Genomic DNA, 21784 nt, shown 5'->3' with positions numbered 1-21784 from the left:
TCAGAGACATTAGCAGGTGAGTGTTCGTGCGCATATTATTCCTATTAATCAGCGTAATATGTAGTCTTCAGGTCGATGCTAAAAGTTTTATCGTCGGTGCACAAAATATTCACTATTATCCTCATTATGATTTTCAGTCGAATGTAGATAAAGGTATAGGCTGGGCAATCCTTGAGGCCTACGCAGAAAAGTCAGGCCATACCTTCAGTTACCACGCAATGCCAATCCTGCGCTTACAACGGGAACTGATTAAAGGTAATGTAGACTTTGTCTATCCGGACAATCCCAAGTGGTACGACGCGCCCGGAAAGCGTGCTCAAAAATACTACTCATCACCCTTGGTGCGCGCATTGGGTGGGACTATCGTTCATCCTGAGGATAGCAACCAGCCTATCGACTTTGTAAAGCGAATTGCTATGCCCCTGGGCTTTACACCCGTTAACTGGCAACAGCGCGTAGACACCAACCAAACCAAGCTTATTACTGTTAACGATTCGGTCACAGCATTGCAGATGCTTCAAAAAGGGCGAGTGAATGCTGCCAACCTTGAATACAATGTGGTTCAGTACATCACTTCTATCACGCCTGAACTCGGACCTTTCACGCTAGCTCCGGATTTACCACACGATGATATTGGTTTTATGCTCTCGACAATACGACACCCGGGACTGGTTGAAGACTTATCCACTTTTATCAAACGCAATCCAGATGTAATGAAGACGATTTATACCAGATACCAACTTCGCCTTCCGCAATCAATCCTCAAATCACTCAGAGAAAAACAAAGCCAGTAATTATGTCTTTTAATTACAAGTTACCACCAATTGATTCACGAATAATTTTCAATACATTCTAAACTTCTGACAATTGATTGCTGCCTGCAGTTATTAAAATTTTCTCTATGATCATGAAATTCATAAGATATTTCATTTGGGCACAGTTAGTGAATGTAATCTTGTGTAAATCACCTCCTGTCAGCAGTTCCACATGGAGGCAACGACAAAAGGAGATACAATGAAAAAGTTAACACTAGCGGTATTAATTTCAGGTGCAATGTCGACAGCGGCGATGGCTCATGACCATATGGATAAAGAAGACCATATGAAGCAGGTCAAACACACTTTCAATACAATCGACGCTGATAAAGACGGTATGTTAGGCAAAGAAGAAGTTAGTGACCATGTTATCGCAAAGCATTTTGATAAACTGGATACAAATGGTGATGACAAATTATCTGAAAATGAGTACATCACTTATCTGGAAGATAATCCAAAAGCCTTTTCTGAAAATGTAAAAGATAAAGTCCAATACACCAAGGCGAAGGTAGAAGCCGATGCAGATGAAGTAATTGCATCATCACCAAAAGAGTTGAAGACAGATGAAACTCAAGTCGGTGCGGACATGGAAAGTGATTCTGATATGAGTGCAATGCATGATGACATGGAACGTAAAACAGAATCAGCGATGAGTTCTTATGATCGTGATGAAAATATGGACGATTATGATTCAGACCACGATGCAGATTTGCGCAACAATGATGAAATGGCCGGCAACGAAGGCGACCGCATGGTAGCGCAGAACGAATTTAAAATGATGGATAAGAACGGCGATGGAATGGTTTCAGAAGATGAAGCCAATATTGCAGGTGTAAATAGCACGTTTGATGACATGGATGAAGATGACGACAACATGATTTCTCGTCAGGAATATCGTGAATATCGCCGCTCTGAAGAAGCAAGTCGATAATTAGTAATAAATATTACTTTTAAGAACCCGGATTTTCCGGGTTTTTTTATGCTCCATGCTTTCTATTTTAGCTAATCAAATTTCTTGTTGATTATTAAAACTGTACTTTTGACAGTACCTGCTCTAACACGATTTTCAGTTGCCTTATTATCATACTGACTTATACATACTCCCAGCTTCATCTTACTTTAGTTAACTAACGATACGTCTTCGTGGGTGCGATGAAGTGAGGTCGTTTAGGAACAGCGTATCCGCGAGCCCCGCGCTCTACTGTTAGCCTGACATTGGCAGCGCTTTAATTCAGGGCGAAACTTTCTTAAAAAAAGCTCGCAATATGTCAGCAATTAATCATATCTGTGCTGGTATTGTATGCGCGCTTAGTATGTGACTGAGCAAAAGCCAAAACATTTGAAAATTGATTCACTGAAACGAAAAAAGCCCACTCGACTGAGTGGGCTTCTTCGTAGAACAGGACTGCTTCACAGCGAGACATGGCGGCTGTGCTAGCTCACATGGGGCTAGGCCCACACTGGGCGATGAGCGGTGAGTGTAGCGAACGAGGGGTGCCAGTGGCACGCCGAATAGGAGTCTGGCGTTCTGCTATCTCACATGGGGGTGAAGGAGGACCGTTATGCCAGTGGCATAACGCAGCCGACTGAACGGCTCGCCATGGATGGCGAGACTGGTCATAGCACCAGGTATGGGTGAGACTCCGGTTTGTGAAGCAAATTTGTGGTGACTTAATGTCACCACAAAAGGAACGAACGGGCGTACAGGACGTACGCCTTGGCACTACGCCACATGGATGTGTCCGAATGCATTGACTCGACGTCAGATGGGTTTGAATTGTCTGTGTGACTGCGCCTGAAATTTATTACGCTCAAACGAAAAAAGCCCACTCGACTGAGTGGGCTTCTTCGTAGAATAGGACTGCTTCACAGCGAGACATGGCGCACTACCGTGTGGGTGATACTTCTCTCACATGGGGGCGATGAGCGGTGAGTGTAGCGAACGAGGGGTGCCAGTGGCACGCCGAGAGTGAAGAGCGCGAGGCATGGATGCCGAGCTGGACGATGCACCATGGACGGGTTGATACGCCTGTGCCTATTCAGAGCCAGTCGGTTAAATGTGCATGATGGGTTAGGTTTCGCTAAGAGGGAGTAGCACGCCAGTGCTTTCTGAGGGAAAGGGCTATCCGAGAATTTCAGTTATCCATTTATTTTTGCACTCCCAGAAACGAAAAAAAACCCACTCGACTGAGTGGGCTTCTTCGTAGAACAGGACTGCTTCACAGCGAGACATGGCGGATGTGCTACTCTCACATGGGGCTGGGCCCACACTGGGCGAGGAGCGGTGAGTGTAGCGAACGAGGGGTGCTAGTGGCACGCCGAGAGTGAAGAGCGCGAGGCATGGATGCCGAGCTGGACGATGCACCATGGACGGGTTGATACGCCTGTGCCTATGCAGAGCCAGTCGGTTAAATGTGCATGATGGGTTAGGTTTCGCTAAGAGGGAGTAGCACGCCAGTGCTTTCTGAGGGAAAGGGCTATCCGAGAATTTCAGTTATCCATTTATTTTTGCACTCCCAGAAACGAAAAAAGCCCACTCGACTGAGTGGGCTTCTTCGTAGAATAGGAGTCTGGCGGTGTGCTACTCTCACATGGGGAAACCCCACACTACCATCGCCGCTAACGTGTTTCACTTCTGAGTTCGGAATGGGATCAGGTGGTGCCACGTCGCTATGGCCGCCAGACAAAAAAGGGTGTTACCGACATCGTCGATAACTTAACAATTCGGGAAAGTCTGATATTCAATCTATTGAGTAACTTAACTACTCTTACTTTACTTAGCTTGTCTACAACCCATGCAGACTTTGCCGCTTTGGGTTGTATGGTTAAGCCTCTCGGGCAATTAGTACAGGTTAGCTTAACGCCTTACAACGCTTCCACACCCTGCCTATCAACGTCTTAGTCTTAAACAACCCTTCCAGAACTTAAAGTTCAGGGATGACTCATCTCTGGGCCGGCTTCCCGCTTAGATGCTTTCAGCGGTTATCCGTTCCGAACATAGCTACCGGGCAATGCGATTGGCATCACAACCCGAACACCAGCGGTTCGTCCACTCCGGTCCTCTCGTACTAGGAGCAGCTCCCATCAATCATCCAACGCCCACACCAGATAGGGACCGAACTGTCTCACGACGTTCTAAACCCAGCTCGCGTACCACTTTAAATGGCGAACAGCCATACCCTTGGGACCGACTTCAGCCCCAGGATGTGATGAGCCGACATCGAGGTGCCAAACACCGCCGTCGATATGAACTCTTGGGCGGTATCAGCCTGTTATCCCCGGAGTACCTTTTATCCGTTGAGCGATGGCCCTTCCATACAGAACCACCGGATCACTATGACCTACTTTCGTACCTGCTCGACGTGTCTGTCTCGCAGTTAAGCTAGCTTATGCCATTGCACTAACCTCACGATGTCCGACCGTGATTAGCTAACCTTCGTGCTCCTCCGTTACTATTTGGGAGGAGACCGCCCCAGTCAAACTACCCACCAGACACTGTCCTTAACCCCGATAAGGGGTCTAAGTTAGAACATCAAACATACCAGGGTGGTATTTCAAGGACGGCTCCATGCAAACTGGCGTCTGCATTTCAAAGCCTCCCACCTATCCTACACAAGTAGGTTCAATGTTCAGTGCCAAGCTGTAGTAAAGGTTCACGGGGTCTTTCCGTCTAGGTGCGGGTACACAGCATCTTCACTGCGATTTCAATTTCACTGAGTCTCGGGTGGAGACAGCGTGGCCATGGTTACACCATTCGTGCAGGTCGGAACTTACCCGACAAGGAATTTCGCTACCTTAGGACCGTTATAGTTACGGCCGCCGTTTACCGGGGCTTCGATCAAGAACTTCGCTTACGCTAATCCCATCAATTAACCTTCCGGCACCGGGCAGGTGTCACACCCTATACGTCCTCTTACGAGTTTGCAGAGTGCTGTGTTTTTAATAAACAGTCCCAGCCACCTGGTCACTGCGACCACCAACAGCTTACCGCGTAAAGCGTTCACCGCCGGTGGCGTACCTTCTCCCGAAGTTACGGTACTATTTTGCCGAGTTCCTTCACCCGAGTTCTCTCAAGCGCCTTAGTATTCTCTACCTGACCACCTGTGTCGGTTTGGGGTACGGTTCACATAATCATACGTTTAGAAGCTTTTCCTGGAAGCAGGGCATCAACAACTTCACTCCCTTGGGAGCTCGTCTCGTGTCTCGGCCTTGAAAACCCGGATTTACCTAAGTTTTCAGCCTACGCACTTTCACATGGACAACCAACGCCATGCTTGCTTAGCCTTCTCCGTCCCTCCATCACTGATTATACAAGTACGGGAATATTAACCCGTTTCCCATCGACTACGCATTTCTGCCTCGCCTTAGGGGCCGACTTACCCTGCCCTGATTAGCATGGGACAGGAAACCTTGGTCTTCCGGCGTGGGGGTTTTTCACCCCCATTATCGTTACTCATGTCAGCATTCGCACTTGTGATATGTCCAGCAAACCTTACAGTTCACCTTCATCCACTTACACAACGCTCCCCTACCCAATACGATAAATCGCATTGCCGCAGCTTCGGTATATTGCTTAGCCCCGTTACATCTTCCGCGCAGGCCGACTCGACTAGTGAGCTATTACGCTTTCTTTAAAGGATGGCTGCTTCTAAGCCAACCTCCTAGCTGTCTGTGCCTTCCCACATCGTTTCCCACTTAGCAATATTTGGGGACCTTAGCTGGCGGTCTGGGTTGTTTCCCTCTCCACGACGGACGTTAGCACCCGCCGTGTGTCTCCCGGATAGTTCTCAATGGTATTCGGAGTTTGCAAAGGGTTGGTAAGTCGGGATGACCCCCTAGCCTTAACAGTGCTCTACCCCCAATGGAATTCGTCCGAGGCTCTACCTAAATAGATTTCGGGGAGAACCAGCTATCTCCCGGTTTGATTGGCCTTTCACCCCCAGCCACAAGTCATCTCCTGACTTTTCAACGTCAGTGAGTTCGGTCCTCCAGTTGATGTTACTCAACCTTCAACCTGCCCATGGCTAGATCACCGGGTTTCGGGTCTATACCTGGCAACTAAACGCGCAGTTAACACTCGCTTTCGCTACGGCTCCGCTATACGCTTAACCTTGCTACCAAATATAAGTCGCTGACCCATTATACAAAAGGTACGCAGTCACACCACGAAGGTGCTCCCACTGCTTGTACGTATACGGTTTCAGGTTCTATTTCACTCCCCTCACAGGGGTTCTTTTCGCCTTTCCCTCACGGTACTGGTTCACTATCGGTCAGTTAGGAGTATTTAGCCTTGGAGGATGGTCCCCCCATTTTCAGTCAAGATAACACGTGTCCCGACCTACTCGATTTCACATTGATTTTGCCGTCGTGTACGGGGCTGTCACCCGGTATCGCGCCACTTCCCAGAGGCTTCCACTAACTCATTCAATGCTTAAGGGCTGCTCCCCGTTCGCTCGCCGCTACTAAGGGAATCTCGGTTGATTTCTTTTCCTAAGGGTACTTAGATGTTTCAGTTCCCCTCGTTTGCTTCGTTACACTATGTATTCATGCAACGATACCTGTAAACAGGTGGGTTTCCCCATTCGGACATCTGTGGCTCAAATGCGTTTTGTCAGCTCACCACAGCTTTTCGCAGACTTACACGTCCTTCATCGCCTCTAACTGCCAAGGCATCCACCGTATACGCTTTGTCACTTAACCATACAACCCAAAACAGCCTTTTGACTTCTGCTTTGGCCGGTGAATCAACACCTGCTGTATGATGACAAGCTAATCGTGATTTGCCTTGTCATCAAACTTAATTGATAACAAGCAATTCAAGTCAAGTAGAGTAGCTTTGAGAGAACACCTTTCGATATTCTCAGTTACTCAATTTTGATTGATTACTAATATCAGCTTTCCAAATTGTTAAAGAACGTTTTGCCAAAAAATATTGCGAAGCAATTTCTTTTGGCATTCGTTACATCACCCTAATACATCGTATTACGGTGAGATAACAAAACAATCTGTGTGAACACTACATCAAGAGCGTCAACGACGTTATCGGTAAGGAGGTGATCCAACCGCAGGTTCCCCTACGGTTACCTTGTTACGACTTCACCCCAGTCATGAAACACAAAGTGGTGATCGCCCTCTAAAAGTTAGGCTAACCACTTCTTTTGCATCCCACTCCCATGGTGTGACGGGCGGTGTGTACAAGGCCCGGGAACGTATTCACCGCAGTATTCTGACCTGCGATTACTAGCGATTCCGACTTCACGGAGTCGAGTTGCAGACTCCGATCCGGACTACGATATTCTTTAAGGGGTCCGCTCCACATCGCTGTCTCGCTTCCCTCTGTAAATACCATTGTAGCACGTGTGTAGCCCTACACGTAAGGGCCATGATGACTTGACGTCGTCCCCACCTTCCTCCGGTTTGTCACCGGCAGTCTCCTTAGAGTGCCCAACCTAATGCTGGCAACTAAGGACAAGGGTTGCGCTCGTTGCGGGACTTAACCCAACATCTCACGACACGAGCTGACGACAGCCATGCAGCACCTGTGTCAGAGTTCCCGAAGGCACCAATCCATCTCTGGAAAGTTCTCTGCATGTCAAGTGTAGGTAAGGTTCTTCGCGTTGCATCGAATTAAACCACATGCTCCACCGCTTGTGCGGGCCCCCGTCAATTCATTTGAGTTTTAACCTTGCGGCCGTACTCCCCAGGCGGTCTACTTAGCGCGTTAGCTTCGCTACTCACAACTTAAAGTCGCAAACAGCTAGTAGACAGCGTTTACGGTGTGGACTACCAGGGTATCTAATCCTGTTCGCTACCCACACTTTCGCACATGAGCGTCAGTCTTTGGCCAGGGAGCCGCCTTCGCCACTGATGTTCCTCCAGATATCTACGCATTTCACCGCTACACCTGGAATTCCACTCCCCTCTCCAAGACTCTAGTCTGCCAGTTCTAAATGACCATCCCAGGTTGAGCCCGGGGCTTTCACATCTAGCTTAACAAACCGCCTGCGTGCGCTTTACGCCCAGTAATTCCGATTAACGCTTGCACCCTCCGTATTACCGCGGCTGCTGGCACGGAGTTAGCCGGTGCTTCTTCTGTGGGTAACGTCAATCCAAGCAGGTATTAACTACTTGGCCTTCCTCCCCACTGAAAGTGCTTTACAACCCGAAGGCCTTCTTCACACACGCGGCATGGCTGGATCAGGCTTGCGCCCATTGTCCAATATTCCCCACTGCTGCCTCCCGTAGGAGTCTGGGCCGTGTCTCAGTCCCAGTGTGGCTGATCTTCCTCTCAGAACAGCTAGAGATCGTTGCCTTGGTGAGCCTTTACCCCACCAACTAGCTAATCTCACTTGGGCCTCTCTTTGCGCGAGAGCCTAAGCCCCCTTTGGTCCGTAGACATTATGCGGTATTAGCCACCGTTTCCAGTGGTTATCCCCCTCGCAAAGGCAAGTTCCCAAGCATTACTCACCCGTCCGCCGCTCGTCATCTTCTAGCAAGCTAGAAATGTTACCGCTCGACTTGCATGTGTTAGGCCTGCCGCCAGCGTTCAATCTGAGCCATGATCAAACTCTTCAATTAAAATCGAAAAACTTTATGAATCGTCGGTTGACACTCTTAACGAGTGCCCACACAGATTGTCTTGTTATAAATTGTTAAAGAGCAATTTGCTTCGTTTCTCCCCGAAGCGGGACGCGCATTTTACGCGGTTGGTTTTCGTTGTCAACACCTTTTTGAAACTTAATTTCGAAGGTCTTGGAAAACCGCTTTTCATGTCGGCGTAAGCCTGTCTGATAAAGCCCTTCAACTGTCTTGCCTGTTGGCCTGTCCCGTCGAAGTGGTGCGCATTATAGGGACCTCAGTTCACACGTCAACGCTTATTTTCAAAAAACTATGATAATTGATTTGTTCGCTTATTTTTAGCTCAATTTCCAGTATCCGAGGCGTTTTCTAAGCTTAAACTTGCGCAGTAAGTTCATCGGTTTGGCTTTTAGCCTGCCCTTATAGTTAATAATGAAGTCATCTACTGCCTCCAAAATCCTTTCACAATTATTACCGTCTCTGTGCGCTTCATGCTTTTCGGCAAAGTCTCTCACCTTATTCATTAAGGCATCAGGTCTTGTCATGGCTGTTTCAAGTGCGCTTCGTATTTCATCAGGTGAATCGACATTTATAAGGTGCGAACCAGGCGTGGTATTCCTTAATGTTACTACTGGCTTGTCCATCAGCATGAATTCAAGAATGATGGATGAGCTATCGCTTAACATGACATCAGCATTTTGAAAATCTTTGAGTCTTACATTATCAACATACTTAACATTCTCATGCTCCTGAGCCAGAGCCCTATATTTGTTTAATAATGACTGGTCTTTAATTTTTGGATGGAAAGTGAGAATCCAGTTCCAGTCCTTTTCCTCAACTAATGCTCCTATCGTATCAACAAGTACAGGAGCAGATGAAATACCTTTGGTGAAGGTCGTTCCATACAATACGGTCGGCTTGTGGTTCTTCTCAAGTTCGTAGTGTTCGAAGTAAGGATCTACTTTGCTCCAGCCTGTTTCATAAACTTTAAAGAAACCATGTTTTTTTGACAGTTCCTCAAAGTACTCAGTACTGCTAGAGCCTTGGGTACAATACATATCAAACCATCCCCTAACAGCAAAGTGATCATCGGTTGACCTGCTCTTCTCTCCACGTTTGCTTATAGGGTAACCATGAAATAGCTGAACATGAATTCCCGGAAACCAGGGATATATAACATTACCGGGCGTAAAGGTTGCACATGCATCAAATTCAGCAACCTGTTCAAATGTCGTAAGCCTGAGTTCGTCTTCCGTCAATAAGTCGGGACATCCGGGTTCCAGATACCATGCAACATTATCGCCCCGCCTTCTAATCTCCTCCTGAAGAGGTCTCATTATTGAATATCCATATGACAACGAAGCAAAGAGAAGATAATTTTTTGTCATTACGTTATTTTAGCCTTATAGAAAGCGCGCGAAGATGTACCGATTATATGGCAGTTGTTGTTATTTTTAATACCCGACGATGTTATCACTATTGTCGTCGGCTTATAGAGAGGATCTTATGTCACAGATATTAAGCGCATTTAAAGGAATTACCCCTGTTGTAGATGCTAGCAGTTACATTGCAGATTCTGCTCGTCTTGTCGGAGACATCGCCATCGGAAAAGACAGTAGCGTCTGGCATATGGTTGCCGGACGGGGTGATGTAAACTATATCCGAATTGGTGAGCGAACCAATATACAGGACGGAACGATTTTGCATGTCACCCGCCGCTCCTCAAACCTGCCTGAAGGATTGCCGCTTGTCATTGGCGATGATGTGACTGTCGGCCATAAATGTATGCTTCATGGTTGCACGCTGGGAAACCGGATACTGGTTGGGATGGGCGCAATCATAATGGATGGCGCTGTGGTAGAAGATGATGTATTTATTGGTGCAGGAACTCTCGTCCCTCCTAATAAAACACTGGAAAGCGGTTTTTTATATGTCGGCAACCCTATGCAAAAAAAGCGACCGCTTAAAGATGCAGAGATTGCCTTCCTTAAACAGTCAGCCATTAATTATGTGGAATTAAAGAACGATTATCTGGCGGAATAACTCAGCGTTGTCTTAGCTTATCTATTACCGGCCTCGTCTGGGGCAATTTCTCTGTCCAAATAGTAAAGGCCGCGGCCGCCTGTTCCACCAGCATGCCCAACCCGTCGGCGCTCATGGTAGCGCCCTCTTTTTCAGCGTAAGCCATGAAGAGCGTCGGGTCTTTGCTGTAAGCCATATCGTAAGCCAATTCACACTTCACAAACGAGATATACTGCAAATCGGGTAGTTGATTGTGCAAACTGGCCGATGTTGAGTTGATGATGATATCCGCATCAAAAGACATTAAGCCTGGTTTATCCAGTGCAATGCAGTGAGAAACGCTCACCTCTTCACAAATTTGTGTAGCGCGCTCCATTGTCCGATTGGTGATAGCCAGTGCTTTAACGCCTGCCTCCAACAGCGGATGAACAGCGCCGCGCGCTGCACCACCGGCGCCAATGAGTAAAACCTTTTTATCAGCCAGCTCTACGCCCTGATTATTAATATCTGCTACCAGCCCGATACCGTCTGTATTAAAGCCCTGAAGACGTCGATCCTTTTTATATAGGGTATTTACCGCACCAGCCAGTTCGGCTGCTTTATTTAATGTATCAGCCTGCTGCAGCGCCCTTCCCTTAAACGGCGCTGTAACATTACACCCCACCGCATCGGCATCATCAAAGAATGTCGAAAGCGCATTTTCGAAGTCATTTTCATCAGGCCCGATCTTTTCATAACTGATGGGCAAACTATATTGTTCAGCAAACATCTGATGAATAGTTGGTGATAAACTATGTGCTATCGGGTTTCCAAATACGGCAAATTTATTCATGGGGTTATTCAGTTTTTTGAGAAGAGAAAAGCAGCCAGCAGCTGCACAAAACAGTGTTTATGAGGCTATCGGAGGAGAGCCCACTGTCAAGGCTATTGCGAACACTTTTTACGATATCATGGAATCAGACCCGATGGCTGCAGAGTTACTGGCCATACATCCCCAGCCACTGACCCGGATTCGACACGTGTTTTTTCTGTATTTGCAAATGTGGATGGGTGGCCCGAATGATTTTGAAAAGCAATTCGGACACCCTCGTTTGCGGGCCCGCCACCTGCCGTTTACGGTGACGCCGGCGCTCAAAGCACAATGGATGTATTGCATGCGAAAATCAATGATGACGCATGTATCCGATATACAACTGGCTAATCGAGTGTTGGATGCGTTAGACAGCCTGGCAGAGCATATGATCAATCAGCCAGACCCAAACTAAAAAAGCGCTTTGATGCTTCAAAGCGCAAACTGGCAACGCCAGGACAAGCAAAGTCTTTAAAATGTGTAGCCCAGAGAAAGAGTATAAACCCACGGATCAATTTCGATTGAGCTCACCTGCCCACTCGCTTCCCCGACTTTGAAGGACGCTTCAGTATCAATATCAATCCATCGTACGGAAGTATTGATATGCCAGTTGTCTGCCAGCATCACATCCAGCCCTATTTGCGCCGAAAGCCCGACACTGTTATCCAAAGATAAGTCAGATAAACCAGCTTCGCGATTCGCGCCGGTAAACTCTTCATCGTAAATAAAGGTATAGTTGACGCCCGCGCCCACATAGGGCTGTAAAACAGACGCACTGTCGTTGAAGTAGTAATTAACCGTGAGTGTGGGCGGTAAGTGAGTTACTTCACCTAGCTGATTACCCGTACCTAACGGGTCAGCTACGCCAAAATCTACATCGTGCTTAAATGGTGTCGCAACCAGTAATTCCAGGTTTATGCGATCGGTAAGAAAATACGCAATATTAAGGCCCAGCTGCGTATTGCTATCAATAGTCAGGTCCACGCCTAAATCAGTACCGCCAGCCATAATCGTAGAAGTGGATTCGTCTGGCGCCACGGTCGTAGCACCGCCTCGAATGACAATATCACCTTGTTCGTAAGCAGCGGCCAGGCCCGAAGTGACGACTGAGAGGGCAAACATTGATGAAAGGATTGCAAGTTTCATGATAATTCTCTGGTTTAGAAGACTGAGAACACCATAAAAAATTCGTTACTTAAAAGTGTTGATCTGGAACAATTATTTCTGGCCTGACTATAAAAGGCAGATAAATCTATTGATACAGATCAACCTGCCCCATCCATCACCAGTCTGCCGGCTTAAGCCAGTCAGTAAGCTTAGCTTCAGGACTTCCTGCAGCAGGCTGATAACCATACTCCCAGCGCGCAAGTGGCGGCATAGACATCAGGATAGATTCTGTCCGTCCCCCCGTCTGTAAACCGAACAGTGTTCCCCGGTCCCACACCAGATTAAACTCAACATACCTACCGCGCCGGTACAGCTGAAATTCACGCTCTCGCTGACTATATGCAGTCGACTTTCGGCGTTCCACAATAGGTACATAGGCATCCAGAAACGCATTGCCCACAGCCTGCATAAAACCAAAGCATGAATCAAATTCCCAGTCATTCAGGTCATCAAAAAACAAGCCGCCTACACCTCGGGTCTCGCCACGGTGTTTGAGATAAAAGTATTCGTCACACCATTTTTTATAGGTAGGATAAACGTCTTCCCCATACGGTGCGCACGCTTTCTTGGCAATACTGTGCCAATGCTGGACATCTTCTCTAAATGGGTAGAATGGCGTTAAATCAAACCCGCCGCCGAACCACCAAATCGGATCTTCGCCAGGCTTCTCGGCAATAAAGAACCGTACATTGGCATGTGAGGTAGGCACATAAGGATTGTGCGGATGAATAACCAGCGAAACGCCCATAGCCTGAAAGCTACGACCTGCCAGTTCAGGCCGGGAGGCAGTGGCAGAAGCCGGTAGCTGTTCACCATTAACGTGAGAAAAGTTAACACCACCCTGCTCTATTACAGCGCCATTCTTTATGACCCGTGAGCGGCCGCCGCCACCTTCTGCCCGCTGCCAGGTATCTTCTTCAAAGTGGCCTTTACCATCCACCAGCTCCAGTGTCTGGCAAATATTATCCTGCAGAGCTAACAAATATGCCTTTACCTGCTCAACCTGATCTGATGCTACATCGCTGCTCATATTAATCTCTGATTACCTGTCCGGTCTGGCCATCCCGAATAGTACTGGGTCGGCTATGCTCGCCCACAGTACCCTCAACATAAGTAACATTGTTTCCGAAATACGCTTTGGCCTGTGCAACATCTTTAGCCGGCGCTTGCCCGGAAGGATTGGCACTTGTTGAAACCAAAGGCTTACCCAGCTTTTCACATAAATCTTTGACCACAGGGTGATCAGTTACCCGCACAGCGATTGTGTCATGCTCACCGGTTATCCACGCGGGGGCACTATCCGACTTAGGCAGTAGCCATGTCACGGGACCAGGCCAGCTTGAAAATATTTCTGTTCGTTTATCCAGTTTGACCGCGTTGTCGTTAACATAAGGCAGAAGCCGAGAGTAAGTATCAGCTATGAGTATCATGCCTTTTTCTACCGGACGGTTTTTAAGCGCCAATAGCGCGCCTACCGCGGCTTCATTATCGGGGTCACAACCAATACCCATCACAGCTTCGGTGGGATAAACAATTAACTCGCCGGCAGTAAATGCCGCGATAATAGGATCTTCGCTGGATAACTCGCTCTGCATCAAAATTTTCTCTGTTAACTATTCAGCTTGTTTGTAATCACACAATGGCTGAGGACAACATACCTGACCTTTCTTTTTAATCAGCAACTGCCACCCGCAGTCTGGACAGGTACCTGCTAGAGGCGCGAAATTTACCACATATCGGCAGGCAGGATAATTATCACAGGCATAAAAACGTTTACCGTATTTGTTTGTACGCTCGATGATGTGCCCTTTTTTACACTTCGGACACGATAGCTGGGTGTCTTCCTGTGTTTTTATTGGCTCTATGTGATGACAATCCGGAAAGTTCGTACAGCCAATGAACATCCCGTACCGACCGTTTTTTATTGCCAAAACAGCACCACAGTCCGGACAGGCAGTTTGTGGGATTTCCTTTAAAACAGTCGTTTGGTTATCGTGTAAAGGTTTGCTAAAAGTGCAGGCTGGATAGGCTGAGCAGCCTATAAATGGACCGGTTTTACCGTTACGAATCTGAAGCGGACTTTCACATTCTGGGCATGTCCCAAAGTCATGCGCCGGCCCATCAAACAGGGAATGATCAATTTTTGACATTACGTGGTCAGAAGACCCTCCACATTAGTGCAGTACGCCGTCTGATTCTTCAAATAGCAAATCTTCCATCTGGGCGTACGCATTTTCTTTTCCGGGTACATTAAACAGTACCATCAGTACAACCCATTTCAGGTCTTCAAGGCAAAATTCTGTGGAATCGATTTCCATTACCCTGTCAATGACCATTTCCCGGGTACTGGCATCAACCACACCAACCTGTTCAAGAAAAAGTAAGAATCCGCGACACTCAACATCAAGACGCATTTGTTCTTCATGCGTATAGATACGACTAAGACTTGAAGAAAATCCTTTACAGAAATAGGGCTTTATATCCGTTTCCTGCAGGGCGGCTAACTTCTCAAGCCATGCCAGCGCTTTATAGATTTCATCGTGATGAAAACCTGCACGCACAAGTTCATCGGTGAGTTCGTCCTGATCGACGCGAATTTCCGTTTCACTGTGAATGAAATTTTCAAAAAGATACATGAGGATGTCGAACATGTTATTTCCCCCTCAACTTAACGTAGCCACCAGGAACAGTGGTTACCAGGCCACGCAGCTCGTATTGTAATAATGTTGCCAGCACTTGTGATACCGGCAGATTGCTGCGCTCACAGATGATGTCCACACTCGTGACATCATGATTCACACTAGCTAATATTTTATCGGTTGCCAAGCTTTCCCCATGAGTTTTTTGTTCGCTCTTTACCGCAACGTCTTCCCCTGATTGCACTTTTTGTACAGGAAAGTCGAGCTCCACCAGAATATCCTGTACATTCGTTACCAGTATAGCACCTTGTTTAAGCAAATGATGACAGCCCTGTGTAAGCGGGTTGTCAATACAGCCGGGAATAGCAAATACGTCACGCCCTAGATTTGCGGCCATATTTGCGGTTATCAAGGTGCCGCTTTTAATCGTTGCCTCAACCACCAGTGTTCCGTGACTCATTGCGGCAATAATGCGATTACGTCTTGGAAAGTGTTGAGCTCTGGGTGGCGTACCTGGCCAGAACTCAGAAACAATGGCCCCATCCCTGTCTATAATCTGTCCGTGCAAATACTGATTTCTGCGCGGATAAATTTTATCTGGCCCCGTGCCCACGATTGCCACTGTGGCACCTTTACCCTTGAGCGCACCACGATGCGCGGCCGCATCAATGCCTGCTGCTAACCCACTTATTATGCCTACTCCTGTCTGGCTAAGCTGGCAGGCCATTCGTTCAGCCAGTTCCAATCCACTGAGGGATGCTCTGCGACTCCCCACGATGGCAACGTAATTCTCAGACAACGCATTGATATTTCCACTTATAAATAAGACAAGCGGTGGCGATGTAAGTTGCTTTAGCATTGTGGGGAAGCGTTTGCTCTCATAGCAAATAATGTGATGCAAAGGACTTTGTTCAAGCCACGTCATCGCATTTTCAACTTTTCGCTGGTCAATGTTATCCAGTAACGTATTGAGCGTTTTGCAAAGTGGTGCATCAATGCCCTGAAAATTCCGAGCAACAAGATTGCTAGCGGTGATACTCAGCTCACTCATGAGCGCGAGCCATTTGGCTGGTGACATTCCCGGTACAGAAGCCAGGGCAAGATAACTATAAAGCTGAGAGTGTGAATCAGGCGTAAGCATCGTATCTCTTATTTGCAAGATACGATGCTCAGCCCGGTGGAACCTCCAGTAGCCTGAAGGTATCAATAGGTGCTAGGGGTTAGCCACGATGTCGCCGTTTTTAACCATTTCCCTGGCACGGGTAATAATACCGTAACTTGCTTTATCAAAAGTTTTAAAGATAACCAGCTCTCCGATTTTCAGTGCTGGTTGAATAACGGTAGAGCCATCATTAAACGGACTTTTCACTGCATTTGACTCACTGGCGTAACGCGGCTCGTCACCATCTATAATATCCGGGCCCTGGGCGTATATACCCATGACAGTGCCTGGCTGGATATCTTCGCTGCCCAGATCGACTACTACCACATCATTTTTGCCCAGTAGCTCATGTTGATGCAGATTACCAACTACATGTGCACGCTGCGAGGTAGCCGGCTGTAAGATCATATCCTGAGGCTCTGGCGTCTTGCCGGAGTACAGGCGATCGCCACGGCGCGCTTCCAGATTTGAGTTATCAACTTTTACCAGCCATTGCGTTGGAATATTACTCTCTACCATTTTGGCATTGGCGATGTGATGGATTTGAATTCCCAGAACATTGCCATCCAGGTCTTCAATCGTAGACTGCTTTCTTACCACGCGATACTGATCCTGAGGACGGCCGTAGCTGCGGCTTAGCACAAGGTCATCGCTAATAAAACGGATGCCGCCACGCTGATTGCCCAGCAAATGAGGCAGTATTTCGTATTTATCCTTGGCGATAATTTCGTTTTGATTGACATAAGGTGCAATAGCGGACCAGGGCAGCGCATTGATTGGCGCAGGTTTGGTTTGTTTTTGAGTACTGGGTGTAAGCGTCAGACGCTTTTTCTCACGCGCAACTTCAAGCACGGGTTGTCCGTCAACCATGCGAATTCGCAGCACATCGCCGGGATAAATCAAATGAGGATTAACAATCTGGGTATTGGTACGCCATAATTGTGGCCATAACCAGGGTTTGTCTAAAAAAAGATTAGCAATATCCCATAGGGTATCGTCTTTTTTCACCGTATAGGTTTTGGGCGCATCTTCCTTGAGCGTTACCGCGGCCTGTACGACTGAGAGGGGCAATAGCACCAACGCCACCAGCCAGTGACGCCATGCTCGTTTCCCTTTAACGTTTTGCGGGCGACCAGTCATGCTTGTTTACCTTTCCTATTGTTGATTTTTCACGCAGCGCCTCTATATCGGCTGTATAATGAGATAATTCAGTTGCCGGATAAAAAACTGCACGTATAGCTGTTATACGGTAGAATAGTACCCATTATTCCGGTGTAAATAATGCTGGCAGTTGGATCGTATATTAATTCATACAGCGAGAGTGTAATAACGACAGATGGCGATATTAGACGTATTACGTTTCCCCGACGAACGGTTACGCAATGTAGCGAAACCCGTTGAGACGGTTAACGATGAAATAAAACAATTAGTTTCAGACATGTTCGAAACCATGCGCGATGAAAAAGGCATCGGTCTGGCGGCTACCCAGGTTGATCGTCACGTGCAGGTTGTAGTGATGGATGTTTCTGAAGATCAAAACGAACCTCGTGTGTTCATCAATCCTGAAATCATTGAGAAGCAGGGTAGCACGATCAGTGAAGAAGGCTGTCTTTCGGTTCCCGGTAACTATGCCAAGGTTGAACGTGCCGAGGCGGTAAAAGTCACAGCCCTGAATGAAAACGGTGAGTCGTATGAGCTTGAAGCTGATGGCTTATTGGCAATCTGCATTCAGCACGAACTTGACCATTTGAAAGGCAAGCTGTTTGTTGACTACCTGTCGCCACTTAAGCGCCAGCGTATTCGCAAAAAGCTCGAAAAAGAAGCCCGTCTGGCAGCAAAAGCTTAAGGAGTTTTGTGGCAAATTCTCTTCGTATTATTTTTGCCGGCACACCGGATTTTGCCGCAGATCACCTTCGGGCACTACTGGACACTGAGCATCAGGTTGTAGCGGTATATACACAGCCTGACCGCCCCGCTGGCAGGGGTAAAAAGCTTACCGCCAGTCCGGTTAAACAACTGGCCGCCGCCAGCAATATCCCTGTATATCAGCCCTCCTCGTTAAAAGACGAGCAGGCTCAGGCTGAACTTCAGGATATTCAGGCAGATATAATGGTGGTCGTAGCATATGGTCTGATCCTCCCAGCTGCTGTACTTAGCACACCTCCTCTGGGCTGTATTAATGTACACGGCTCAATATTGCCCAAGTGGCGTGGCGCAGCACCTATTCAGCGGGCATTATGGGCTGGCGATTCCCAGACGGGTGTCACTATTATGCAAATGGACGAAGGGTTGGATACCGGTGACATGCTTCATATCGATACCTTGCCGATAACACCCGACGACACCAGTGCTACTCTTTACGATAAGCTGGCTGTGCTTGGCCCTGAAGCCCTGGTTTACGTGCTTAACAATCTAGATGCTGTCACTGCGCAAAAGCAGGATGAAACACAGGCAACGTATGCTAAAAAGCTGTCTAAAGAAGAAGCCGAAATCGACTGGACACTATCTGCCACGCAGTTAGAAAGAAACATCCGGGCCTTTAACCCCTGGCCTGTTGCATGGGCAAACATTGCCGGGCAGAAGGTAAAAATTTGGGCAGCCGACGTAGAGCCAACTTCTGTGAATCTTTCACCGGGTACCATCTCGCACGCGGATAAGCACGGTATTGTTGTAGCATGCGGCGAGCAGCAGCTTAAAATCACCAGCCTGCAAATTCCCGGCAAAAAACCACTAAGTGCCGCTGAAGTACTTAATGCCAGAAAAGAGTGGTTTACTGTTAACCAAGTCATAGGTGGAAATACTCAGGCATGAATGCCCCGCTCCCTCGTAAGAAAAACCTGCGCGGTGATGCTGCCTGGGTTGTTTTTCAGATCTTAGAAAACGGCAAATCGTCCAGAGATTGCCTTGCCAAAGTTCAGCAGCGTCATAGCAGCAAAGATAGCGCCTGGCTGCAGGAAATGACCATGGGCACCATGCGTCAGCTTCCTCAGTTACAGATTTGGTTACGCCGCTTACTGGATAAACCATTAAAAGGTAATAAAAAAATTCTCGAGCACTTAATGATGCTTGGAATTTATCAATTAGCATTTACCCGGGTTTCACCGCATGCCGCGGTCGCAGAAACAGTGAACGCAGCACCAGCTCTGGGGGGAGATAGTCTCAAGGGCCTGGTTAATGCGGTATTACGTAACTTTCAGCGCCAGGAAATGCACACGCAGGTCAGTGATGACCCGATAGTGAAAAGTGGTATGCCTAAATGGTTATATCAGGCGTTGTCTGCCCAGTACGGCGATGATGCACAGGCCCTGCTAAGCCAGGCTAACGCGATAGCGCCGCTCTGGTTACGTATTAACGCCTCGAAGGTATCTCGTGAGGCTTATTCTGAAAAATTGACTCAGGCAGGCATAGAGCACACGTTTAGCGATGAGCACCCGCAGGCAATTATTGTTCAAAGTCGCACAGACGTTGTCAGTTTGCCCGGGTACTCTGATGGCCTGTTTGCGGTTCAGGATGGCGCAGCGCAACTGGCTGCCCATTATCTTGGCGCACAAAACGGCGAACGTATCCTGGATTGTTGTGCAGCCCCCGGCGGTAAAACCGGCCATATTATAGAAACAACGACTGACCTGCAGTCGATAATCGCGCTGGACTCCGATGGCAAGCGTCTGACCAGGGTGAAAGAAAATATGCAACGTTTGGGGCACAAAGCCACCATTATTGAGGGCGATGCGGCTACCCCCGCTGCATGGTGGGATGGCGAGCCCTTTGACCGAATCCTGTTGGATGCCCCCTGCTCTGCCACCGGCGTTATACGCCGTCATCCGGATATTCGCTGGTTAAGGAAAAAGACTGACATTGATGCACTGGTCGATTTGCAGGCCTCAATTCTTGATGCGTTATGGCCACTTCTAAAGCCAGGCGGCACACTACTTTATGCAACCTGCTCCGTGCTACAGAGTGAAAATTCCGAGCAGATGAGGCATTTTTTAACACGCAATCAGAACGCTTCTTTGCAACCATTGAGCGAATCAGATTCCCCCCAAACACCCGGCAGACAAATTCTGCCTGGTGAGCAACAAATGGATGGTTTCTATTATTGCAGGCTGTTAAAGTCTTCCAATTAAATCAATCAGTAGAGCGATAACAGAGTCTCATGAAAATTATCATCCTTGGAGCCGGACAGGTTGGCGGTACACTGGCGGAAAACCTGGTTGGTGAGAAAAATGAAATTACTGTTATCGATTCCGATCCTAACCGTCTGCGCTCTTTGCAGGACAGGCTCGACTTGCAGGTGGTGGTAGGCGTAGGTTCGCATCCCGATATATTAAAAAAAGCGGGTGCTGAAGATGCCGACATGCTCATTGCGGTTACTAATAGTGATGAAAGCAATATGCTGGCGTGTCAGGTGGCCTACAGCCTGTTCAAAACCCCCACCAAAATCGCCCGGGTGCGTTCCGAGCAATATATTATTTATCAGGAACAGCTGTATAAGCAGCAGGATATTCCTGTCGACCACATTATTGCGCCGGAGCAATTGGTTACAAAGGCCATTAAACGTCTTATTGATTACCCGGGTGCGTTGCAGGTGGTTGAATTTGCTGAAGGCAAAGCCAGCCTTGTTGCAGTAAAAGCCTATTACGGCGGTCTTCTGGTGGGCCATGCCCTTTCAGCGTTAAAAGAGCACATGCCTAACGTTGAAACCCGCGTGGCCGCTATTTACCGTCGCGGTCGCCCTATCCGGCCGCTGGGTACCACGGTCATTGAGGCCGATGATGAGGTCTTTTTCATCGCCGCCACCAAGCACATTCGTGCTGTGATGAGCGAATTACAAAAACTGGAATCCAGCTATAAGCGCATCATGATTGCCGGTGGTGGTCTTATTGGTGCCGGGCTGGCTAAGCGTCTTGAGCACAATCACAATGTTAAACTGATTGAGTTTGACCGTGAGCGCGCTCAGTACCTTTCCGCTCATCTGGATAAGACTATCGTATTTTGCGGTGATGCCTCAGATCCAGAGCTTCTCACTGAAGAAAGTATCGAGGATGTCGATGCCTTCATTGCTGTTACCAACGATGATGAAGCGAATATTATGTCGGCCATGCTGGCCAAACGCATGGGCGCCCAAAAGGCGATGGTGCTGATTCAGCGTAGCGCTTATGTCGACCTGGTACAGGGCGGCGAAATTGATATTGCCTTTTCACCGCAGCAGGCCACTATCTCAGCCCTGCTTACCCACATACGACGCGGCGATATAGTTAATGTGTACTCACTTCGCCGCGGGGCCGCAGAGGCTATAGAAGCCATTGCTCATGGCGATGAAAATACCTCGCGTGTTGTTGGCCGCGAAATTGGCGATATCAAGCTTCCGCCCGGTACGACTATCGGGGCTGTGGTGCGTGATGATCAGGTGATTATTGCCCATAGTGACACGAAAATTGAAGCTAACGACCATGTCATACTGTTTCTGGTCGATAAGAAATACATCAATGATGTGGAAAAAATCTTCCAGCCCAGTGCGTTTTTCTTTGGTTAAAAGCCGTTATGCGCAGCG

General features: G+C 47.9%; 18 protein-coding genes and 3 rRNA genes. 9 read left to right on the top strand and 12 right to left on the bottom strand.

Translation table 11 applies throughout. The annotated features are described in order from the left end of the window. Window positions 1–26 precede the first annotated feature (26 nt). The 3 genes from FBQ74_RS00185 (at window position 27) to FBQ74_RS18885 (ending at window position 2882) form a co-directional block, all read left to right on the top strand. Complete coding sequence (locus tag FBQ74_RS00185; RefSeq protein WP_139754753.1) at window positions 27–794, top strand: amino acid ABC transporter substrate-binding protein; 768 nt, start codon at window positions 27–29, stop codon at window positions 792–794. 220 nt (window positions 795–1014) lie between these two features. Next, entirely contained in the window at window positions 1015–1746 is a 732-nt protein-coding gene (locus FBQ74_RS00180; RefSeq protein WP_168190577.1) for an EF-hand domain-containing protein, read from the top strand. Between the two features lie 998 nt (window positions 1747–2744). Then, the gene (locus FBQ74_RS18885; RefSeq protein WP_168190576.1) at window positions 2745–2882 is read left to right on the top strand and encodes a hypothetical protein; all 138 of its coding nucleotides are present in this window, start codon (window positions 2745–2747) and stop codon (window positions 2880–2882) included. A gap of 501 nt (window positions 2883–3383) precedes the next feature. On the opposite strand, the gene rrf is transcribed toward FBQ74_RS18885, so the two are convergent. The 4 genes from rrf to FBQ74_RS00160 all read right to left on the bottom strand — a co-directional run bounded on the left by rrf (window position 3384) and on the right by FBQ74_RS00160 (window position 9781). Further along, window positions 3384–3499, bottom strand: a 5S ribosomal RNA gene (gene rrf, locus FBQ74_RS00175). A gap of 137 nt (window positions 3500–3636) precedes the next feature. Beyond that, a 23S ribosomal RNA gene (locus tag FBQ74_RS00170) occupies window positions 3637–6515 on the bottom strand. A gap of 346 nt (window positions 6516–6861) precedes the next feature. After that, window positions 6862–8393, bottom strand: a 16S ribosomal RNA gene (locus FBQ74_RS00165). The 16S, 23S and 5S rRNA genes sit together here, the layout of an rRNA operon. A gap of 338 nt (window positions 8394–8731) precedes the next feature. Continuing rightward, complete coding sequence (locus tag FBQ74_RS00160; protein WP_139754751.1) at window positions 8732–9781, bottom strand: CDP-glycerol glycerophosphotransferase family protein; 1050 nt, start codon at window positions 9779–9781, stop codon at window positions 8732–8734. 118 nt (window positions 9782–9899) lie between these two features. Here FBQ74_RS00160 and FBQ74_RS00155 point away from each other — a divergent pair, with 118 nt between their 5' ends. Then, window positions 9900–10436 carry a gamma carbonic anhydrase family protein gene (locus FBQ74_RS00155; protein WP_139754750.1) on the top strand — a complete coding sequence of 179 codons (537 nt, stop codon included), beginning with the start codon at window positions 9900–9902 and terminating at the stop codon, window positions 10434–10436. 1 nt (window position 10437) lies between these two features. Here the strand turns inward: FBQ74_RS00155 and aroE are convergent, their stop codons facing one another. Beyond that, window positions 10438–11247 (bottom strand): shikimate dehydrogenase, encoded by an 810-nt coding sequence (gene aroE / locus FBQ74_RS00150; protein WP_139754749.1) that lies wholly within the window; start codon window positions 11245–11247, stop codon window positions 10438–10440. Between aroE and FBQ74_RS00145 the strand changes: the two genes are divergently transcribed. Continuing rightward, entirely contained in the window at window positions 11246–11680 is a 435-nt protein-coding gene (locus tag FBQ74_RS00145) for a group II truncated hemoglobin (RefSeq protein ID WP_139754748.1), read from the top strand. The two genes, aroE and FBQ74_RS00145, sit on opposite strands and share 2 nt — an antisense overlap. A gap of 56 nt (window positions 11681–11736) precedes the next feature. Here FBQ74_RS00145 and FBQ74_RS00140 read toward each other — a convergent pair whose 3' ends face one another. The 7 genes from FBQ74_RS00140 to FBQ74_RS00110 form a co-directional block, all read right to left on the bottom strand. After that, window positions 11737–12411: an OmpW/AlkL family protein gene (locus FBQ74_RS00140; RefSeq protein ID WP_139754747.1), complete on the bottom strand. Its 675-nt coding sequence runs from the start codon at window positions 12409–12411 to the stop codon at window positions 11737–11739. Window positions 12412–12547: 136 nt separating this feature from the next. Then, window positions 12548–13462, bottom strand: a complete 915-nt coding sequence (gene hemF / locus FBQ74_RS00135) for an oxygen-dependent coproporphyrinogen oxidase (RefSeq protein WP_139754746.1) — start codon at window positions 13460–13462, stop codon at window positions 12548–12550. A 1-nt stretch (window position 13463) separates the two neighbouring features. Next, window positions 13464–14027, bottom strand: a complete 564-nt coding sequence (locus FBQ74_RS00130) for a Sua5/YciO/YrdC/YwlC family protein (RefSeq protein WP_139754745.1) — start codon at window positions 14025–14027, stop codon at window positions 13464–13466. Window positions 14028–14045: 18 nt separating this feature from the next. Further along, window positions 14046–14582 (bottom strand): DNA topoisomerase family protein, encoded by a 537-nt coding sequence (locus FBQ74_RS00125; protein WP_139754744.1) that lies wholly within the window; start codon window positions 14580–14582, stop codon window positions 14046–14048. A gap of 24 nt (window positions 14583–14606) precedes the next feature. After that, window positions 14607–15083 carry a DUF494 family protein gene (locus tag FBQ74_RS00120; RefSeq protein WP_139754743.1) on the bottom strand — a complete coding sequence of 159 codons (477 nt, stop codon included), beginning with the start codon at window positions 15081–15083 and terminating at the stop codon, window positions 14607–14609. A gap of 1 nt (window position 15084) precedes the next feature. Continuing rightward, window positions 15085–16212, bottom strand: coding sequence for a DNA-processing protein DprA (gene dprA, locus FBQ74_RS00115; RefSeq protein ID WP_139754742.1), 1128 nt, complete (start codon window positions 16210–16212; stop codon window positions 15085–15087). 72 nt (window positions 16213–16284) lie between these two features. Then, on the bottom strand, window positions 16285–17373 hold the full coding sequence (locus tag FBQ74_RS00110; protein WP_139754741.1) for a LysM peptidoglycan-binding domain-containing protein: 1089 nt from the start codon (window positions 17371–17373) through the stop codon (window positions 16285–16287). Between the two features lie 196 nt (window positions 17374–17569). Here FBQ74_RS00110 and def point away from each other — a divergent pair, with 196 nt between their 5' ends. From def to trkA, 4 genes are read left to right on the top strand one after another with little or no spacing between them, the layout of a single operon-like run. After that, complete coding sequence (gene def, locus FBQ74_RS00105) at window positions 17570–18079, top strand: peptide deformylase (RefSeq protein ID WP_139754740.1); 510 nt, start codon at window positions 17570–17572, stop codon at window positions 18077–18079. Between the two features lie 8 nt (window positions 18080–18087). Then, the gene (gene fmt, locus FBQ74_RS00100) at window positions 18088–19044 is read left to right on the top strand and encodes a methionyl-tRNA formyltransferase (protein WP_139754739.1); all 957 of its coding nucleotides are present in this window, start codon (window positions 18088–18090) and stop codon (window positions 19042–19044) included. Next, window positions 19041–20357 carry a 16S rRNA (cytosine(967)-C(5))-methyltransferase RsmB gene (rsmB, locus tag FBQ74_RS00095; protein ID WP_139754738.1) on the top strand — a complete coding sequence of 439 codons (1317 nt, stop codon included), beginning with the start codon at window positions 19041–19043 and terminating at the stop codon, window positions 20355–20357. Before fmt ends, rsmB begins: the two co-directional genes overlap by 4 nt. A gap of 29 nt (window positions 20358–20386) precedes the next feature. Continuing rightward, on the top strand, window positions 20387–21766 hold the full coding sequence (gene trkA, locus FBQ74_RS00090) for a Trk system potassium transporter TrkA (protein ID WP_139754737.1): 1380 nt from the start codon (window positions 20387–20389) through the stop codon (window positions 21764–21766). Window positions 21767–21784: the final 18 nt, after the last annotated feature.

The organism is Salinimonas iocasae (genome assembly GCF_006228385.1).
GTDB classification, from domain to species: Bacteria; Pseudomonadota; Gammaproteobacteria; order Enterobacterales; family Alteromonadaceae; genus Alteromonas; species Alteromonas iocasae.
The sequence above is the reverse complement of the archived record's forward strand: the minus strand, read 5'-3'. Positions and strand labels throughout refer to the sequence as shown.

What these genes read in the sequence shown, in the direction of transcription:
- FBQ74_RS00180 (WP_168190577.1), top strand. Translation starts at nt 1,015, where the DNA reads ATGAAAAAGTTAACACTAGCGGTATTAATTTCAGGTGCAATGTCGACA.
- FBQ74_RS00160 (WP_139754751.1), bottom strand. Translation starts at nt 9,781, where the DNA reads ATGACAAAAAATTATCTTCTCTTTGCTTCGTTGTCATATGGATATTCA.
- FBQ74_RS00155 (WP_139754750.1), top strand. Translation starts at nt 9,900, where the DNA reads ATGTCACAGATATTAAGCGCATTTAAAGGAATTACCCCTGTTGTAGAT.
- FBQ74_RS00145 (WP_139754748.1), top strand. Translation starts at nt 11,246, where the DNA reads ATGGGGTTATTCAGTTTTTTGAGAAGAGAAAAGCAGCCAGCAGCTGCA.
- aroE (WP_139754749.1), bottom strand. Translation starts at nt 11,247, where the DNA reads ATGAATAAATTTGCCGTATTTGGAAACCCGATAGCACATAGTTTATCA.
- FBQ74_RS00140 (WP_139754747.1), bottom strand. Translation starts at nt 12,411, where the DNA reads ATGAAACTTGCAATCCTTTCATCAATGTTTGCCCTCTCAGTCGTCACT.
- hemF (WP_139754746.1), bottom strand. Translation starts at nt 13,462, where the DNA reads ATGAGCAGCGATGTAGCATCAGATCAGGTTGAGCAGGTAAAGGCATAT.
- FBQ74_RS00130 (WP_139754745.1), bottom strand. Translation starts at nt 14,027, where the DNA reads ATGCAGAGCGAGTTATCCAGCGAAGATCCTATTATCGCGGCATTTACT.
- FBQ74_RS00125 (WP_139754744.1), bottom strand. Translation starts at nt 14,582, where the DNA reads ATGTCAAAAATTGATCATTCCCTGTTTGATGGGCCGGCGCATGACTTT.
- FBQ74_RS00120 (WP_139754743.1), bottom strand. Translation starts at nt 15,083, where the DNA reads ATGTTCGACATCCTCATGTATCTTTTTGAAAATTTCATTCACAGTGAA.
- dprA (WP_139754742.1), bottom strand. Translation starts at nt 16,212, where the DNA reads ATGCTTACGCCTGATTCACACTCTCAGCTTTATAGTTATCTTGCCCTG.
- FBQ74_RS00110 (WP_139754741.1), bottom strand. Translation starts at nt 17,373, where the DNA reads ATGACTGGTCGCCCGCAAAACGTTAAAGGGAAACGAGCATGGCGTCAC.
- def (WP_139754740.1), top strand. Translation starts at nt 17,570, where the DNA reads ATGGCGATATTAGACGTATTACGTTTCCCCGACGAACGGTTACGCAAT.
- rsmB (WP_139754738.1), top strand. Translation starts at nt 19,041, where the DNA reads ATGAATGCCCCGCTCCCTCGTAAGAAAAACCTGCGCGGTGATGCTGCC.
- trkA (WP_139754737.1), top strand. Translation starts at nt 20,387, where the DNA reads ATGAAAATTATCATCCTTGGAGCCGGACAGGTTGGCGGTACACTGGCG.